Source organism: Aurantimonas sp. DM33-3, from assembly GCF_014334315.1.
Classification (GTDB): Bacteria; Pseudomonadota; Alphaproteobacteria; order Rhizobiales; family Rhizobiaceae; genus Aurantimonas; species Aurantimonas coralicida.
Genome location: NZ_JACSGS010000031.1, coordinates 1 through 16,245, shown reverse-complemented (window position 1 = coordinate 16,245; position 16,245 = coordinate 1). Strand labels below are relative to the sequence as shown.

General features: G+C 62.2%; 10 protein-coding genes and 11 pseudogenes. 14 read left to right on the top strand and 7 right to left on the bottom strand.

The features are described from left to right. Both H9Q09_RS21780 and H9Q09_RS22595 read left to right on the top strand, forming a co-directional pair. A partial coding sequence (locus H9Q09_RS21780) for an IS3 family transposase (protein WP_187392806.1) occupies positions 1–196 on the top strand: 196 nt, incomplete at its 5' end. A gap of 23 nt (positions 197–219) precedes the next feature. Continuing rightward, positions 220–1,126 (top strand): annotated as a pseudogene (locus H9Q09_RS22595) (IS110 family transposase); the annotation flags it as partial. Between the two features lie 269 nt (positions 1,127–1,395). Here H9Q09_RS22595 and H9Q09_RS21765 read toward each other — a convergent pair. Together H9Q09_RS21765 and H9Q09_RS21760 are read right to left on the bottom strand one after the other, a co-directional pair. Then, a pseudogene (locus tag H9Q09_RS21765) lies at positions 1,396–1,731 on the bottom strand (transposase); the annotation flags it as partial. Positions 1,732–1,834: 103 nt separating this feature from the next. Continuing rightward, a complete protein-coding gene (locus tag H9Q09_RS21760) occupies positions 1,835–2,878 on the bottom strand; it encodes a Fe(3+) ABC transporter substrate-binding protein (RefSeq protein WP_187392803.1) in 1,044 nt (347 codons plus the stop codon). Positions 2,879–3,237: 359 nt separating this feature from the next. Here H9Q09_RS21760 and H9Q09_RS21755 point away from each other — a divergent pair. From H9Q09_RS21755 to H9Q09_RS21740, 4 pseudogenes are all read left to right on the top strand, one after another. Then, a pseudogene (locus H9Q09_RS21755) lies at positions 3,238–3,549 on the top strand (IS30 family transposase); the annotation flags it as partial. A 34-nt stretch (positions 3,550–3,583) separates the two neighbouring features. Next, a pseudogene (locus tag H9Q09_RS21750) lies at positions 3,584–3,859 on the top strand (integrase core domain-containing protein); the annotation flags it as partial. A gap of 51 nt (positions 3,860–3,910) precedes the next feature. Next, a pseudogene (locus H9Q09_RS21745) lies at positions 3,911–4,255 on the top strand (transposase); the annotation flags it as partial. Between the two features lie 308 nt (positions 4,256–4,563). Next, positions 4,564–4,662 (top strand): annotated as a pseudogene (locus H9Q09_RS21740) (IS5/IS1182 family transposase); the annotation flags it as partial. Positions 4,663–4,722: 60 nt separating this feature from the next. Here H9Q09_RS21740 and H9Q09_RS21735 read toward each other — a convergent pair. Continuing rightward, a pseudogene (locus H9Q09_RS21735) lies at positions 4,723–5,562 on the bottom strand (IS3 family transposase); the annotation flags it as partial. Between the two features lie 65 nt (positions 5,563–5,627). Between H9Q09_RS21735 and H9Q09_RS21730 the strand changes: the two are divergent. After that, on the top strand, positions 5,628–6,680 hold the full coding sequence (locus H9Q09_RS21730) for an IS110 family transposase (RefSeq protein ID WP_187392801.1): 1,053 nt from the start codon (positions 5,628–5,630) through the stop codon (positions 6,678–6,680). Between the two features lie 393 nt (positions 6,681–7,073). Here H9Q09_RS21730 and H9Q09_RS21725 read toward each other — a convergent pair. Then, positions 7,074–7,322, bottom strand: a pseudogene (locus H9Q09_RS21725) (transposase); the annotation flags it as partial. 62 nt (positions 7,323–7,384) lie between these two features. On the opposite strand from H9Q09_RS21725, the pseudogene H9Q09_RS21720 reads away from it, so the two are divergent. Both H9Q09_RS21720 and H9Q09_RS21715 read left to right on the top strand, forming a co-directional pair. Next, positions 7,385–8,101, top strand: a pseudogene (locus tag H9Q09_RS21720) (IS5 family transposase); the annotation flags it as partial. Beyond that, a complete protein-coding gene (locus H9Q09_RS21715) occupies positions 8,098–8,628 on the top strand; it encodes an IS110 family transposase (protein ID WP_187392800.1) in 531 nt (176 codons plus the stop codon). The pseudogene H9Q09_RS21720 and the gene H9Q09_RS21715, both read left to right, overlap by 4 nt. 189 nt (positions 8,629–8,817) lie before the next feature. On the opposite strand, the gene H9Q09_RS22830 is transcribed toward H9Q09_RS21715, so the two are convergent. From H9Q09_RS22830 to H9Q09_RS21700, 3 genes and pseudogenes are all read right to left on the bottom strand, one after another. Then, positions 8,818–9,102 carry a transposase gene (locus H9Q09_RS22830; RefSeq protein ID WP_348646348.1) on the bottom strand — a complete coding sequence of 95 codons (285 nt, stop codon included), beginning with the start codon at positions 9,100–9,102 and terminating at the stop codon, positions 8,818–8,820. 52 nt (positions 9,103–9,154) lie between these two features. After that, positions 9,155–9,484 (bottom strand): hypothetical protein, encoded by a 330-nt coding sequence (locus H9Q09_RS21705; protein ID WP_187392799.1) that lies wholly within the window; start codon positions 9,482–9,484, stop codon positions 9,155–9,157. 251 nt (positions 9,485–9,735) lie between these two features. Further along, positions 9,736–10,326, bottom strand: a pseudogene (locus H9Q09_RS21700) (cell wall hydrolase); the annotation flags it as partial. A 981-nt stretch (positions 10,327–11,307) separates the two neighbouring features. Between H9Q09_RS21700 and H9Q09_RS21695 the strand changes: the two are divergent. The 5 genes and pseudogenes from H9Q09_RS21695 to H9Q09_RS21670 all read left to right on the top strand — a co-directional run. Beyond that, entirely contained in the window at positions 11,308–12,312 is a 1,005-nt protein-coding gene (locus tag H9Q09_RS21695; RefSeq protein WP_187392797.1) for a murein L,D-transpeptidase family protein, read from the top strand. 527 nt (positions 12,313–12,839) lie between these two features. Next, complete coding sequence (locus H9Q09_RS21690) at positions 12,840–13,112, top strand: hypothetical protein (protein ID WP_187392796.1); 273 nt, start codon at positions 12,840–12,842, stop codon at positions 13,110–13,112. Further along, a complete protein-coding gene (tnpB, locus tag H9Q09_RS21685) occupies positions 13,109–13,465 on the top strand; it encodes an IS66 family insertion sequence element accessory protein TnpB (protein WP_187392795.1) in 357 nt (118 codons plus the stop codon). Before H9Q09_RS21690 ends, tnpB begins: the two co-directional genes overlap by 4 nt. A 54-nt stretch (positions 13,466–13,519) precedes the next feature. After that, positions 13,520–15,054, top strand: a pseudogene (locus tag H9Q09_RS21680) (IS66 family transposase). A gap of 555 nt (positions 15,055–15,609) precedes the next feature. After that, a partial coding sequence (locus tag H9Q09_RS21670; RefSeq protein ID WP_187392793.1) for an IS110 family transposase occupies positions 15,610–16,245 on the top strand: 636 nt, incomplete at its 3' end.

Below are 16,245 nucleotides of genomic sequence, written 5' to 3'. Positions count from 1 at the left end.
CAACTCGATGGTGGAAACGTTCTTCAAGACCATCAAGTCGGAGCTGATCTGGCAGGTCGCATGGCAATCCCGCAAGCAGGCCGAAAACGCCGTCGCCCAATACATCGACGGGTTCTATAACCCCGTCAGGCGCCATTCATCACTCGGCTTCCAGAGCCCCATCGCCTTCGAGCGAAACGCCCGGGAAATGAGCTAAACGCTCTCCACAAAAGCCGGGCAAGTCCACTTCCATCCTGTACCGTCGCCATGGAGGGGTGCTGCGGTGCCCATCATGTCGGCCGTCTCTTTGCCGCGAAAGGACATGATGTCCGGCTGATGTCGCCCGAATATGTCCGGTCTTACGTCCGTGCGTAGAAGAACGACGACAACGATGCGGCGGGGATCGCCGAGGCGGCGACGCGGCCAACCATGCGCTTCGTCGAGTTGAAGAGCCAGGACCGGCTCGACCTGCAGACCCTGCACCGAGCCCGCTCTCGCCTGGTGGCAGCGCGCAAGTCGCTCGTGAACCAGCTCCGCGCGATCCTGCTGGAGCGTGGCCACACCTTCCGGCAGGGGCGCAAAATTCTCGAACGCGAGATCGATCCGTTCCTCGCCGGACCGCCTTCGGACCTTTCGACCCGCATCGTGACGTTCATCGGGGACATGCGAGCCGAGTGGCGATCACTCGATGAGCGGATCGATGCCTTGAACGACAATCTGACCGAGCATGCACGTGCCGACGAGGCGGCGAGCCGGCTGACCTCGATACCCGGCACCGGCGTCCTTGGCGCAACCGCGCTGGTGGCGGCCGTTGGAGATGGTGAAGCGTTCCGACGGGCGCGCGATGTGCTGGCTTGGCCTCGTGCCGAAGCAGATGACGACCGGCGGCAAGCCGCGGCTTCTCGGCATCACCAAGCGCGGGAACATCTACCTGCGCATGCTGCTGATCCATGGGGCGCGTGCGGCGCTGCCGAGCTTCTCCAAACAAGAAACGCCCCTGGGCGATTGGCTTCGAGGTCTGCTGTCGAGGGCGCACCGGAACGTCGTCATCGTCGCGCTCGCCGCCAAGCTTACCCGCATCGCATGGGCTACACTGCGGCGCGGTGTCAGCTTCGAGCCGGGGAAGGGCACATTGATGACGGCCTGAGATAACTGGATAGTCGAAAGATTGGCCCGGATCGACGGAGCCATTTGAGGTTGGCGGAACGAGGCTTATGGCCGGAAGGGTCGAATACCCGCGTTCCTGGAAGCCTGGTTCAAAAAACGGCGCATCGACGCCGAGCCTTTTATGAGGACCAGGACGCGCGGATGTCCATCATGGCGAGGGCCGACGTGCCGCTACGCCGGATACGTTTGTGCACGACCGAACAAAGCCTGACGCAACCGACTTGCCAACGGGGCGGGCCATACGTTTTTGAACGTCCAGCCACGGCGGCGGAGCCAGACGCTCAAGGCGCTGCGACCTATCCGGACATCCGCCTCCGCATCGAGACGGCTCACCATCTCGTCGAGCGTGATGTCCTTCTGCTCCTCGATCATTCCGACGATGAAGGCTTCGTGCGGATCGAGGGTCGACCCACGCTGCCAGCCTTGTCGCCGGGCCGTCCGTTCGCCGATCCTGGCTCTCCCAATCCACCGGATCGCGGTCGATATGCCGATCCCGAACCGGGCGGCGGCCTCCCGTGCAGATATCCCGTCCGACGACGCCTTCAAAACCCGTGACCGCAGATCCTCGCTCAACGCTCTGGCCATCATCCACCTCCATCGAGGTAGAAGTTGAATCAGACGTCGGGCCCACCGTCACTTCACATCCGATTCATCGATCAGAGGATGCGCTCTAGTATGTCAGATGGGCTCAGCTCCGCGGCCCGTTGTCGTAGCCGACCTCGTCGACCATCTCGGAGGCCTTGGTGCGGAACTTGGCGATCTCGTCGAGCGGCAGCGTGTCGGGCTTCAGGTCGCCGAAGGACTTGACCAGTTCGGACGCCTCGATGCTTGGCTCCAGCGGATATTCGTAGTTCAACTCGGCGTAGATCTTCTGCGCCTCGTCGCCGGACAGGAATTCCATCAGCTTGACGGCATTGTCACGGTTCGGCGCGTTCTTGGCCAGCGCGACGCCGGAGATGTTGACGTGGGTCAGGCCGTTCTCGAAGGTCGGCATGATCACCTTGATAGCGTCCGCCCACTCCTTCTGCTCCGGCTCCTTCTCGTTGGTCGCCATCTTGCCGACATAGTAGGTATAGCCCAGCGCGACGTCGCATTCGCCGGCGAAGATCGCCTTGGCCTGGTCGCGGTCGCCACCTTCGGGCCGGCGGGCGAGATTGTCGCGCAGACCCGTGACCCATTCGCGCGCCGCCTCTTCGCCGTTATGGGCGATATAGGCCGCGATCAGGGCAATGTTGTACTGGTGCTGGCCCGAACGGGTGCACAGCCGGCCCTTCCACTTGGGATCAGCCAGTTCCTCGTAGGTCAGCGCATCGGCATCGACGCGCTCCTTGGAGGCGTAGACGACGCGGCCGCGGGCGGTGAGGCCGAACCATTCCTTCTCGCTGTCGCGATAGGCTTCCGGAATGTTCTTCTCGAGGATCTCGTCCTCGACCGGCTGGACGACGCCGGCCTGCTTGGCGGCGTCGAGGCGGCCGATATCGACGGTCATGATCACGTCGGCCGGCGAATTGGCGCCCTCGGCCGCGATCCGCTCTTCCAGGCCCTTGTCGATGAAGATCGTCGCGGTGGTGAGGCCGCTCTCCTCGGTGAAGGCGTCGAGCAGCGGCTGGATCAGTTCGGGCTGGCGCGAGGTGTAGATGTTGACGTCGGCGGCGCTGGCGACAGCCGGCGCGAAGGCCGCGGCCAGAACGGCCGTCGACAGGGCGAGGCGGCGGGAGATGCTGGGCATCATGAAAATCTCTTCCCATGCTGCGCGATGCCGAAAGCCGGCGAACGCGACGTTGACAGGCAGGCGATCCGAAGACCGTTTGAATGGCGATGGCCGCTAAATCTTGCGGCAGCCACTCACCTATGCCGGATGGCGCCGGCCAGCGCAACACCTTGCCAATCGATAAACCAGTAAAATCAATGTATTAGAAGAATTCTAAACTAGGCCGCCGGCGACGGCCCGGTTCCGGCGGCCGGTCGCGGAGGCGTCAGTCGGTCAGAACCCGCTGGGGCGGAAACAAAATTTCCACCAGCGTGCCTTTGCCCGGCGTCGAGGACATGGCAAAGCCGGCGCGGTCGGCTTCGGGACAGCGCCTCGGCACCATCGTGACCTTGCCTCAGGAGCTGCGCCGTTCGTTGACCTGGGACCAGGGCGCCGAAATGGCCCAGCACGCCGCCCTCAAGATCGATACGGGCGACGAGGTCTACTTCTGCGATCCGCAGAGCCCCTGGCAGCGCGGCACCAACGAGAACACCAACGGACTGCTGCGCCAGTACTTCCCAAAAGGCACTGACCTCAGCGCCCATTCCGCGGAGACGATTGCCGCCGTGGCCGCCACCCTCAATGCCAGGCCGCGAAAAACTCTTGGCTGGAAAACCCCGGCCGAAGCCCTTGATCAATGGCTGATGAAGTAAGAAATAGTTCGTGTTGCGTCGACCGCTTGAATCTACCCAATATACGTCAGTGGCCTTTGGCCTGAGATGCAAGGAAGCCGGCTTGCGCCCGTCGATGGGCTCGGTGGGCGACGCCTACGACAACGCCATGTGCGAGAGCTTCTTTGCCACGCTGGAATGCGAGTTGCTCGATCGGCGCAAATTCCGGACCAAGGCCGAGGCTCGCATGGCCGTCTTCAAGTTCATCGAGGGCTGGTACAACCCCGCCAGGCGCCATTCCGCCCTCGGCTACCAGTCACCCATCAACTACGAAAGGAGCGCCAAAGCCAGCCTCGAGAACGCAAGCCTGTACTGTCCACGAAACCGGGGGAACTCCATGAAGCGAGATCATTTGACGAAGACCGAGACGGTCACGGTCGCCGCGATCGAAGCCGGAGTGCCCAACCTGGCCAAGGCGAGAGAGTTGATCGACCGGTTTCATGCCATGATCCGCAGTCGAGAAGTCGGGGATCTTTCGTCCTGGATTCACGATGCCGAGGGAAGTTTGTTGGCGTCCTTCGCTCGCGGCATCATAAAGGATGCATCCGCAGTGCAGGGCGAGATTACCGAACCGTGGTCGAACGGCCAGACGGAAGGCCAGGTGAACAAGCTCAAGCTCGTGAAGCGGCAGATGTACGGGCGCGCCAAGCTTGATCTTCTCGAGGCCCGCTTGCTCGGCGCCGCCTGATCGTCATCGAAAGTGCGTCAGACCCAATTTTGAAGGCCGTTTGACAGCCAGGAAAGTCAGGCGACACGCACGTTGCGAACTGCACGCACCCGCCTGGTGATGATGCGGAGGGACCTGCAAAACTAAATGCGTTCAATGCTTGGTGAGATAGGCCAACGCATGCCGCGAGCCGTGGGACGAGCGTTCACTAGCCGGATCCGAGAACTGCTTATTGATCGGCCCGTCCTCTAAGAGCCCGTCCGGAAAGGGTTGAATGGCCGGGATGGCGATGATTCCAGAAGGTGTCTGAAGCCTGATCTGGAAGAGCCATGTGGACCCCGACCACTCGTGCGGAGCATAACCGCGATCACCTGCGCTACGAAACCGATCTTACCGATGCGGAATGGGAAATTCTCGAGCCGTTGCTGCTGACCTGAGACCCCAATCTCCTCCGGTTTGAGGGAGAGTCCTGGGTTTCGTTCTTGGCCTTAGGCGGCCTGTGTTTCCAGTGTGGATTTCATTGCGAACTCGGCCGGCGGCACGTTGCCGAGGGCCGAGTGTGGTCTGTGATGGTTGTAATCCTCCTTCCATGAGGTGATGGCGCTGCGGGCCTCGGACAGTGTCGAGAACAGCGTGTCATTGAGGCACTCGTCCCTGAAGCGCCCGTTGAAGCTCTCCACGAAGGCATTCTGCATGGGCTTTCCCGGCGCGATGTAATGCCATTCGACGCCGGTCTGCTGGGACCATCGCAGGACCGCCATCGAGGTCAGTTCGGTGCCATTGTCGGAGACGATCGTAGCGGGCTGCCCACGCCAGCAGATGATGGCGTCCAACTCGCGCACGACGCGCAAGCCTGACAGCGAGGTGTCGGCGACAAGCGCCAAGCATTCCCGCGTGTAATCGTCGACCACGGCCAGCACCCGGAAGCGACGGCCGTCGGTGAAGGTGTCGGAGATGAAGTCCAGGCTCCAGCGGGCGTTGGCGCAATCGGGAACCAACATCGGCCTGCGCGTGCCCAGTGCTCGCTTGCGACCGCCACGGCGGCGCACCTGCAGCTTCTCCTCGCGGTAGAGGCGCCGCAGCTTCTTCTGGTTCATCACGAGGCCCTGACGGTGCAGCATGACGTGGATCCTGCGATAGCCAAACCGCCGGCGTTCCGCCGCCACCGCCTTCATCGCCTCGCGCAATGGAGCGTCGTCCGGACGGATGCTGGTGTAGCGCACCGTCGAACGGTCGATCCTCAGAGCCTGGCACGCCCGACGCTGGCTCATCCCATGCACCTTGCAGGCATGAACCACCGCCTTCCGCTTCGCATCGGGCGTTACCATTAATGGGATGGTCCGCCCCGTCCTCTCGCAGCATTATCTGGTTGGTCACACCGAAGGAGGTTGCAATGTCCCCACGCAATGCGCCGCGTCCTGCGGCAGTCTACGGGATCGATATTGGCAAAAACGTCTTCCACGTCGTGGGCCTGGACAGCGGCGGTGAGCCGGTCCAGCGCGCTCGCTTCCGGCGCGATACGCTGCTGCAGTTCTTTGAGCGCGCCGCGCCGGCGATCGTCGGCATGGAATCGTGCGCTGGATCACAATGGATGGCGAGGAGACTGCAGGCGCTGGGACACAAGGTTCGCCTGATCCCGGCGCAGTTCGTGAAGCCTTACGTGAAGTCGAACAAGAGCGACATCATCGATGCCGAGGCCATCGCCGAGGCAGCCACTCGGCCGACAATGCGGTTTGCGACGATCAAGAGCGAGGAACAGGCTGACCTCCAGGCGATGCATCGGGTACGCGATCAGATGATCGGCACAAGAACTCGTCTCATCAACCAGATGCGGGCTTTCTGCCTGGAGTACGGCCTTGCATTGAGACAGGGAGCGGGCCTGTTCAAGCTCGACTTGCCGCGTGTCCTCGACGATGCGTCGAACGACCTCTCGCCGGCGATGCGCAGACTTCTCACGGACTTGTTCGCCGATCTGCGCCGCCTGGAGCAGCGTATCGACGGGATGACGAAAGAGATCGCTGCGATTGCGGACCGAGAAGATGTTGCCCGCCGGCTTATGACGATCCCCGGGATCGGGGCATTAGGCGCCACAGCCCTTCTTGCGGCCGTCGGCAATGGACGCCAGTTCCGGAAGGCTCGTGATCTGGCTGCATGGCTGGGCCTGGTTCCGAGGGAACATTCGACCGGAGGTAAGCAGAAGCTCCTCGGCATCAGCAAGCGCGGGAACCGCTACGTCCGCAAACTTCTTGTGCACGGCGCTCGATCCTGTTTCCGGCACCTGGATCGAACCCGGGACCGTCTTGGAAATTGGCTTGATGGGCTACAGAGTCGAATGCACCCGAACAAGGCGGTTGTCGCGCTCGCCGCCAAGATGGCGCGCATCGTTTGGGTTGTCCTGACCAAGCCGGGAGCGCTCTACGAACGCAGGGATCCTGCATTCGCCTGAAGCTTCCGGCTCGCTTGCAAGGCTCGGGAATAGCGATGACGAAACAGTGGATCAGCATGCCGTAAGCCCTGTGCAAAAAAGCGGGCTTCGTGCCCGAACCATTTATTGGGAACGGCGTGCGCGGATCTCATCATGGCCTGGCTGCAACAGCAGTCCACTCGCGAGAGGCCGGATACATTTACGCAACTGGAATCGTCATCCGCGATGTCGCGATCCCTTGCACGGACGGGGCGGACCATACATTATTGGGAACGGCGTGCGCGGATCTCATCATGGCCTGGCTGCAACAGCAGTCCACTCGCGAGAGGCCGGATACATTTACGCAACTGGAATCGTCATCCGCGATGTCGCGATCCCTTGCACGGACGGGGCGGACCATACATTTTTTGCGGCGACATCCTTCAGTATCGCGTTGTCGAGCATCTGCTCGGCAAGGAGCTTCTTCAGCCGGGCATTCTCGTCCTCAAGCGCCTTCAGGCGGCGGGCGTCCGACACCTCCATGCCGCCGAACTTCGCCTTGAACTTGTAGAAGGTCGCCGACGAGATACCATGCTTGCGGCAGACATCCGCCGTTTTCGCGCCGGCCTCCTGCTCCTTCAGCATTCCAATGATCTGTTCCTCTGTGAACCGTGATGGTCGCATCGTCCGTCTCCGTGATCGACGGACTCTACCCAAATCTGGAGGAAGTTCAGGGTCTCAGGTCACTGCCGAAGCCGAAGGCGGCGGGGCGGCCGCTCAAGTGGCCCCTTCGCGAGATCGTCAATGCGATCTTTTACGTCCTGCGCGGCGGCATTGGCTGGCGTCTCATACCAAATGACCTCCCGCCCAAGAGCACGGTCTTCGATCATTTCAGCCGCTGGCGCGACAACGGCGTCTTCGCCAGCATCAACCATCGTCTTGTAATGATGGACCGCGAACGGCTCGGCCGCGAGGCGTCGCCAAGCGCCGCTGTCATTGACAGCCAGAGCGTCAAAACCACCGAAAGCGGTGGGCCGAAGGGCTATGACGCGGGCAAGAAGGTCGCCGGGCGCAAACGACAGACCATGGTGGATACGGACGGAAGGGCGCTCGTCATCGACCCGCAACCGGCCAACGTCCAGGACCGGGACGGCGCCGTGCCCATTCTCGAGGTGTCGCGCAAATCATATCCGTTCGTCGAGAAGGCTTTCGCCGACAGCGCCTATTCCGGCAACAAGCCGCAGAACGCCTCGGCGATCGACATCGAGATCGTCAGGAAGCCGCCTGATCAGGTCGGCTTCGCAGTTCACCCGCGCCGCTGGGTCGTCGAGCGGTTCTTCGCCTGGATCAGCAGGAACCGCCGGCTCTGGAAAGACCCGGAGGCCACGATCGCCTCTGCCACCGCCTTCCTCTATGCCGCCTCGGTCATGATCCTCATTCGCCGCCTTGGCCGCGCATCATGACCTTTCCGGACGGACTCTCAGGCATCGTCGAACACCTTCTGTCGGTCTACGAGCATGTTCTTGCTGAACAGGCCAAGATTGACAGGAAGCTTCAGGATGTCGCGCGATCCGATGAAGTGGTCCGCCGCCTCATGACTGTTCCCGGCATCGGCGTCGTGACCGCACTCGCCTATCGCCACACGATCGATGATCCGTCTCGGTTTGCTTCGGCCCAGACAGTCGGTGCCTACCTCGGCCTAACGCCGCGACGGCATCAGTCCGGAAAGACAGACACGCAAGGCGGCGTGTCGAAATGGGGCGACCGCGCCCTGCGTGTCAATCTTTACGAAGCAGCCACAGTGCTTCTGCATCGGACGAAGCGATGGTCTCGGCTGAAAGCCTGGGGGGAACAGCTTGCCCGGCGTGTCGGCTACAAGAAGGCCCACACCGCGCTCGCCCGCAAGCTCGCTGTCATCCTGCATTGTATCTGGACCGACGGTACTGAATTCGAGTGGGGTAAGGAGCCCGCGATGATCTCATCCGTCTGATCGTCATTCCGATCGGTGTCGCATCGAAACTCGACGCGACCCGATGTCCCCGCCGGGACGGTGGTGACGGCGACCTCGGTCATTCGGCTGACGCAGGTATCTGACGTCGTTGCACACATCGAGGCGTCCACCCCCGAAAACCATCATGAGGCAGCGACCTCGAAAAGGACCCTGACCCCGGCGGAGACATCAAAGTGGGAGTTGACAGCGAGCCGCAATTAAAGGGCCGAATGACAGATTGAGACCGAAGTAGCTCACGAGCTTCTGCGGTTCGCGAAAGCGGGACACGTCTCCGATAGCAGCAACGATGCCGGCAGCGACCACGGCATTGACCCCTGCGATCGTCAAAAGCCGCTGGGCATCGGCATCGTCTACCGTGTCTTTCGCGATGTCGCCGTCCAGATCGGCAAGGTCGTCAGCCAGACGGTCGATCTCACGCACGTGGCGGGCGATCGCGGCCCGTTCGTCCGGCACTGTTTGTCTCGAAAGCCAGTCTCGGCCGCGCTTGTTGAACAGATCTGCATGTCTACACCTCTGGATCGTTCTGAAGTCCAGCCTCGTATGCCTTCTCGGCAACGAGTCGGACGGCGGCGATCTGTTCGGCAATCCGAGGTGCCAGCACCTCGATCGGCACCTGCTGGTACTGTGGCGGCAACTCGCTGATCACGTCCAAGACCTCGGATCTCAAGATCGGTTGACCATTGACCGTCGCCACCACGGCCTCGTTGCTCTCCGGCGCCTGCTGTTCTGAAGGCGGTGAGGGCGGTGCAAATGCTGACTCCTGCGCCATTGCCGGCGCCATTAATCCTGCGACCACCGCCGCAGCAGCGAGACCACGAAAGCCAAGAGACGTCATGCGAGGCGACCTTTTTCGAGAGATGAGTCAGCCAGCTTCTGCATACCGGGTAGGACAGACTTGCGGGGCGGAGCATGAGATGAGGATGGCGTCGAGTCGAGCGATAAGGCTACAAGCTTCAAACGTCATTGCCGGCTTCGGCATGATTGCTGTAGCGATTTCCTCGCGTCTTGTCCCCCCTCCGCTAGGAGCGGAGAGCGAAAGCGCCAGAGGCCTCGCAAGTTGCTATAGGATTGGACAGGGAGCGGCCTTCAATCCCAGCCGCCATTGAAGGTTCGATAAAAGATGTGACGCCCGATCTTGTCGACCCGCTTCATGGCCTCGGCCCACCGCGGGTTGACATAGGTTGCGTGGTAATTGGTCGCGGAGCCGACGCTCGAAAGCCAGATCTCCCCGTTGCTGACCTTGTGGCCGATCAGCTCGGCTGTCGCATAGGCGCGGCGATCGGTGATTCGATCCTCGATGCCATCACAGGCGAACGAGAATTGGCAGCGGTTCTTCCAACTCTGGTTCTGGTAGACGACCCCGCAGATGGTGTCGGGATAGGCTGGATTGCGGACACGGTTGAGGATGACCTGCGCGACGGCGGCCTGACCCTCCTCCTCTTCGCCGCGCGCCTCGAAGTAGATGCCATTGGCAAGGCATGTCTGCTCGTCCTCTGCGAAGGCGGAAGCGGGCAGCGGCGTTGCGGCCCAGGAATGGTCCTCTGATCCGAGCGGTGGCACGAAGCTTCTCTTCGGCTCACCGAGAACGTGATCGAAAAGCGAGAACTCCGGTCTGACTGCGGGCGCGTAGGCAACCGTTAAGAGATCGTCCGTCTCATCGGCAGCATCTTCCGCAAGTTCGTCAAACCGAGACGGCAATTGCCGGTCGACTGCCCTATACTTCTCCTCAAGGAGCTGGAGATCGGGATAACGTGAACGGAAGATCGCGGCGGTACGGAACCGACCTTCAGTCGATTCGGGCCCGGCGAGCGACGTGCGTAGTTGCTCATCTCCGATCCTAAGTTCCGCCCGCAGAATAGATCCACGTTGTGCCGAGCCAGAAGAGTTCGACCGACTGGAAGTCGCGGCAACGAGAACACGACCACCCTTTCCAGTGAAAGCTCGGGAGGTTGCCATCGCCGGAACTCGAGACGCGCGCCGCGGCCTCTCTGCAGCACTCGCTGTTGCGGCCGGAGCGCGTGCTTCTGGCCTAGGCCTCTGTTCCTCGGCGGCCTTGGGATGCCTCTCTCCCTTCGACGCCGGAACTTCGAGGACCTGACTGACCGCCCTAGCCTCTCTGGAAGTGGCAACGGCTGCCAAATCTCGGCCTAGAATTGTCGCGCTGCTCTCAGATGCTGGTCCTTCTCTAAACGTCGTTTGCTCACTCGAAACGAGAACCAGGCCACACGAAATGAACCCGAGCACGACAGCGCGGGTGACAACCAACCGGACCTGCAACTCAAATCCACGGCTGTATGTTGTTTCGGCCGCTTTTCATGTGACATCCCCCAGTCCCCAACGAAGCACGGGTCAATCATCATCTGTTAACCCTAATGGTTGGTAAACGGGTTCTCGAAGGCGAGAGTATGGCAGGGCGCCAGCGGCGCTGATCGGTCCGGAAGCGGCCGCGATCGGCGGCGAAGCACGCCACGCGAGGTCGCCGAGGATGGTGAGGAGAGGCAACAGCGCACCGGGAGGGTCGAATTCGAACTCTGATCCAAGCGTGGAAGCCGTTCGACATAGTTTGGCGACAACGCCTTTTTAACCATGTCAGGGCGAAGCTAGGCGGAACGCCCAAACGCAGGTGGAACTGCGCGAGCGGAACACGGGCTCTACAGAATGCTGCAAGCGATCAGGATGGCGGGGATCGGGGCACTCGTCCTTATCTTGACCGCATGCGTTTCCACCGTGCTGGAGATCGACGGCAAGGCAACCCAGCCTGTTCCCGCGGCGCTCACCGCCGAGATGTCGCGGAAATCGATGTCCCCATCCGCACCGATCCTGATCCGGATCTTCAAGCAGGAAAGCGAGTTGGAGATTTGGAAGCGCGATCGCGGCGGCCAGTTCGCGCTGTTGAAGACATATCCGATGTGCCGATGGTCCGGAAAACTGGGTCCGAAGAAGCGGGATGGAGATCGTCAGGCGCCGGAGGGATTCTATCATGTCAGCGCTGGCATGCTGAACCCGAATTCACAGTACTACCTATCCTTCAACCTCGGCTATCCGAACCGACTCGAGGCGGCCCTCGGCTATACGGGCGAAGCACTTATGGTTCATGGTGCCTGCTCGTCATCAGGATGCTACGCGCTGACGGATGAAGGCGTTGCGGAGATCTATGCCGTCGCCCGCGAAGCGCTTACGGGCGGTCAGACGGCGTTCCAGGTCCAGGCTTTCCCGTTCCGAATGACGCCGCAAAACTTGGCAAAGAACCGCAACGACCCGAATTTTGCCTTCTGGACCGACCTGAAGCGCGGATATGACCTCTTTGAGGCAAGCCGATGGCAACCCAAGGTTTCCTATTGCAGCGGTCGCTATATCTTCGACACCGAGTTCGAGGGAGGCGAGCCGAGAGACCCGCTGGCGGCATGCCCGCCTTCCGCCAACTCGGCAGACCCACTTGTCGCAAGCAGAACCGAGACTGATTTCGCAGCCGCGGAGCAACTGATGGCGAATGGCACTGCGTTTTCGGCCCATGCCTACGCCGATGGTGGCATGCATCCCACCTTCAGGAAGCTTCTCCAACGGATTGGCGAGGAAGCGCTTGCCAAGAAGACGTCGCTGACGTCCGTCCCCATCAGCCGCCCTGATGCGGCGCTCGCTGATCCACATTCGCCTCAGGAATAGACGAGTGATCAGGGTTCTGGTCGGCCTCCTCGTGGCTTCTGTCGTTTCCTTTCACGCGGGAGATCAATCGGCCGCTGAAGTGGAAGGTGCGCCGAAATCGCTCTCCGCACTAGAAGCCCCTTCCGAGAACGGCGGCAGCGATGACCGACCAAGCGAAGACAGCGACAAGAATTCGCCCATCCGATCGGCTGGCACGGCCGAGAGTCACGACCAGTGCCATGGATTGATCAGCCGGCAGGGCCAATGCGTTCTGCAGGCCGGAGAATCGCGGGTTGACAGCCCCCAACAGTAAGCGTCGTCCCGGCCCCACCTTTCGCGTTTTAGCCTGACGGGCGAGGCTGACGATCCTGAGGAGGATCGTTCTGTGTCTAGTTTTGATATTACGCTTAAGCCGATGCGTCGGATTGAGGTGATCAACGGCGCTGGGGGACGGCGCCGCTGGTCGGCGGACGATAAGGCGCGGATCCTCGAAGAGACCTTGGTGCCGGGCGCGGCGGTTTCGGGAAGTCGCCCGTCGCTATGGACTGTTGCCCCAACAGGTTTTTGGATGGTGGCGAGAGGCGCGCCGTGATCTTGATGCGGGCTCGGCGGCGGCATCGGCTTTCGTGCCCGTCATCGTCGTGCCTCCCTTGACCGCCATGCCGCGAGATCAGCCGAAGCCGCGACGTCGCAAGCGGGGCGCAACCCGAGCCGGCGGCGGGATCGAACTGGAGCTCGGCGGTGTCGTCGTCGGCGTCGGATCAGACGCGAGCCCGAAATCGATCGCGACGGTGATCAAAGCCCTGAAGGTCGGCGTGTGATCGGTCCGACCGGCGCCGTCCGAGTGATGGTGGCGACCAAGCCCGTCAACTTCCGCAAAGGTGCCGAGGGGCTGGCAGACCTGGTCCGCGAGACGATGGGCGCCGATCCGTTCTCTGGGGCGGTCTACGTCTTCCGGGCCAAGCGCGCCGATCGGATCAAGCTGGTATTCTGGGACGGCACCGGCGTGGTACTGGTGGCCAAGCGGCTGGAGGACGGTGAGTTCCGCTGGCCAAAGGTTCAGGACAGTGCCATGCACCTGACGGCCGCGCAGCTCTCGGCACTGTTGGAATGCCTCGACTGGCGCCGCGTCCGTGCGATGCGGGATACTCGGGTGCCGGTGATATCGGGCTGAGCGAAGAGGCGCAAACCTGTTGCCGCCGGCGTGGGGAAGTGATTCACTCCCCGCATGAACCTGGTGGCCGACACGCCTCCCGACGATCCCGGCACGCTGAAGGCGATGCTGATCGCCGAGCGTTTGCGCGCCGAGCGCCTTGTGCAGATCATCAAGGAATTGCAGCGTCATCGCTTCGGCCGACGCGCCGAGACGCTGCCCGAGGACCAGCTTCTGCTTGGCCTCGAGGAGGTCGAGCAGGGCGTCGCGGCTGACGAAGCAGCCGAAGACACCGCGGCCCCGGCACTGCGAACGGAGCGCGCCGCCAAGCGTCGAGCGAACCGGGGCTCGCTGCCCGCCCATCTACGGCTGATCGAGACCGTCGTCGACATCGAGGACAAAGGCCTGCCCATGCATGCCGGCATGCCTTGCATGTCATTGGCGAGGACATCGCCGAGCGCCTCGACATCGTTCCTGCCCAGTTCCGCGTGCTCGTCACCCGCCGCCCACGCTACGGCTGCCGATCCTGCGAAGGGATCGTGGTCCAGGCGCCGGCACCGGCGCGGTTGATCGAGGGTGGCATTCCCACCGAGGCGACGGTCGCCCAAGTGCTCTTGTCCAAATATGCAGACCATCTGTCGCTCTATCGCCGGGCGCAGATCTACGCCCGCCAGTGTGTTCATCTCGACCGCTCGACCCTGGCCGACTGGGTCGGCCGGGCGGCGTTCCTGCTCCGACCCGTCCACGAGCGGCTGCTGGGCCACCTGAAGGCATCGACCAAGCTGTTTGCCGATGAGACCACCGCACCGGTTCTCGATCCTGGCCGAGGACAGACGAAGACCGGCCAGCTCTTCGCCTATGCCCGGGACGATCGTCCCTTCGACGGCGATGATCCGCCTGCCGTCGTCTATGTCTACGCGCCCGACCGCAAGGCCGAGCGACCCATTGCCCATCTCCAGGGATTTGCCGGCGTTCTCTAGGTCGACGGCTATGGCGGCTACAGGGTGCTAGCCGAGAAGGGTGGCGTCCAACTCGCCTTCTGCTGGGCGCACGTCCGTCGACGCTTCTATGAACTGGCCGCAGCGGGTCCCGCGCCGGTCGCCGCCGAGGTGCTGGAGCGTATTGCTGCGCTCTACAAGATCGAGGCGGAGATTCGAGGGCGACCTTCCGAGGTCCGCCGTCTCAAACGCCAGGAGAGAAGCCTGCCGATCCTCGACGCGCTGGAGCCGTTCCTGCGCGAGAAGCTTCAGCTCATCAGCCAGAAGACCAAGCTTGCCGAGGCGATCCGCTACGCGCTCACACGCTGGGAAAGCCTCTGCCGCTTCGCCGGCGACGGCCGCATCGAGATCGACAACAACACCGTCGAACGGTCCATCCGCCCGCTCGCTCTCACGAGAAAGAACGCCCTGTTCGCCGGCTCGGACGGCGGCGCCGGCCACTGGGCCGTCATCGCCTCGCTGATCGAGACCTGCAAGCTCAACGGCGTCGATCCCCAGGCCTACATGGCCGCCGTCATCACGTTGATCATCCAGGGACATCCCAACAGCGCAATCGATGAGCTGATGCCGTGGCAGTTCAAGCCGTCCGAAAGGCTCGCCGCCGTGGCCTGACGACGACGCTTACCCCCAACACAAGGTCTCGCTCGTATTCATTTCGATCATCGTCCCACCGCCCCAACAGGCCAGGTAGGCAGGAGCGGCAGGCGAGCCACCGAGCATCTCGGCAGATGGGTTCCTGGGACATCTGTACCCAGCGGAAACAATCTCTGTTCGCCTCCAGCGGTCGGTTCCTACGGAAGCGATGATTATCACCCGCGTTGTGAGCGAAGCTTTGACATCAAATTCAAGTAATCCGTCTCGTCGGCAATTCCTGACGTTTGCCGCAGCGACAGCCGGCGGACTCACCCTGCCAGGCTGCACCACCACCACAACGGCCCCACCGGTCGTCTGCGCCGGCACCTCCCGAACCGCCGGTCGATCCTTATTAGTTCGCCCTGAAAAACCCTTGGATGCCCTGTGCTTCAGGGATTCCCATCGTGTTTGAAGTATTGGAGAATGCCGGAAACCGATCCTGACCCGATTGATTTCCGGTGTTTATGGAATGGCTCGCCCCTTTCCCTCGGCGCATGATTGCGTCGTCGATGAGGATGGCACGGAGGCGAGCCGATGAGTGAGATCAGGGTTCTGGGCATCGATCTTGGCAAGGACATTTGCAGCGTCGTCGGCATGGACGTTGCTGGAAAAGTCTTGTTGCGGCGTCGAATGCGGAGAGACACCGTTTTGAAGCTGGCGGCGGGAATTTCCCCATGCATCGTGGCGATGGAAGCGTGTTGCGGCGCTCATCATCTGGGCCGCCAGCTTCGCGAGCAGGGCCACGATGTCCGGTTGATGTCGCCCGAATATGTCCGACCCTACGTGAAAGCGCAGAAGAACGACGATCGGGATGCCGAGGCGATTGCGGAAGCCGCGACCCGTCCCACAATGCGCTTCGTTGATCTGAAGAGCGACGAGCAGCTCGACATGCAGAGCCTGCACCGGGCCCGAGATCGGCTTGTCGGAGAGCGCACGGCTCTGATCAACCAACTTCGGGCGATCTTGCTTGAGCGGGGCATCGTGATCGCCAAGGGGCGGCGCAGGCTTCAACTTCGGCTGGAACAGCTTCTCGCCGAAGAGACGGCGATCGGCCGTCGGATGAGGGTGCTGATCGAGGATATGCGGGACGAATGGCATGCCCTCGACAACCGGATCGGGGCCCTCGATGCGGAATTCGCGGACCTCGCCCGCACGGATGCATCGATGAGG

Bases quoted from the DNA above. Each gene is read 5' to 3' on its own strand.
- H9Q09_RS21760 (WP_187392803.1), bottom strand. From the start codon at position 2,878: ATGATGCCCAGCATCTCCCGCCGCCTCGCCCTGTCGACGGCCGTTCTG.
- H9Q09_RS21730 (WP_187392801.1), top strand. From the start codon at position 5,628: ATGTCCCCACGCAATGCGCCGCGTCCTGCGGCAGTCTACGGGATCGAT.
- H9Q09_RS21715 (WP_187392800.1), top strand. From the start codon at position 8,098: ATGACCTTTCCGGACGGACTCTCAGGCATCGTCGAACACCTTCTGTCG.
- H9Q09_RS21705 (WP_187392799.1), bottom strand. From the start codon at position 9,484: ATGACGTCTCTTGGCTTTCGTGGTCTCGCTGCTGCGGCGGTGGTCGCA.
- H9Q09_RS21695 (WP_187392797.1), top strand. From the start codon at position 11,308: ATGCTGCAAGCGATCAGGATGGCGGGGATCGGGGCACTCGTCCTTATC.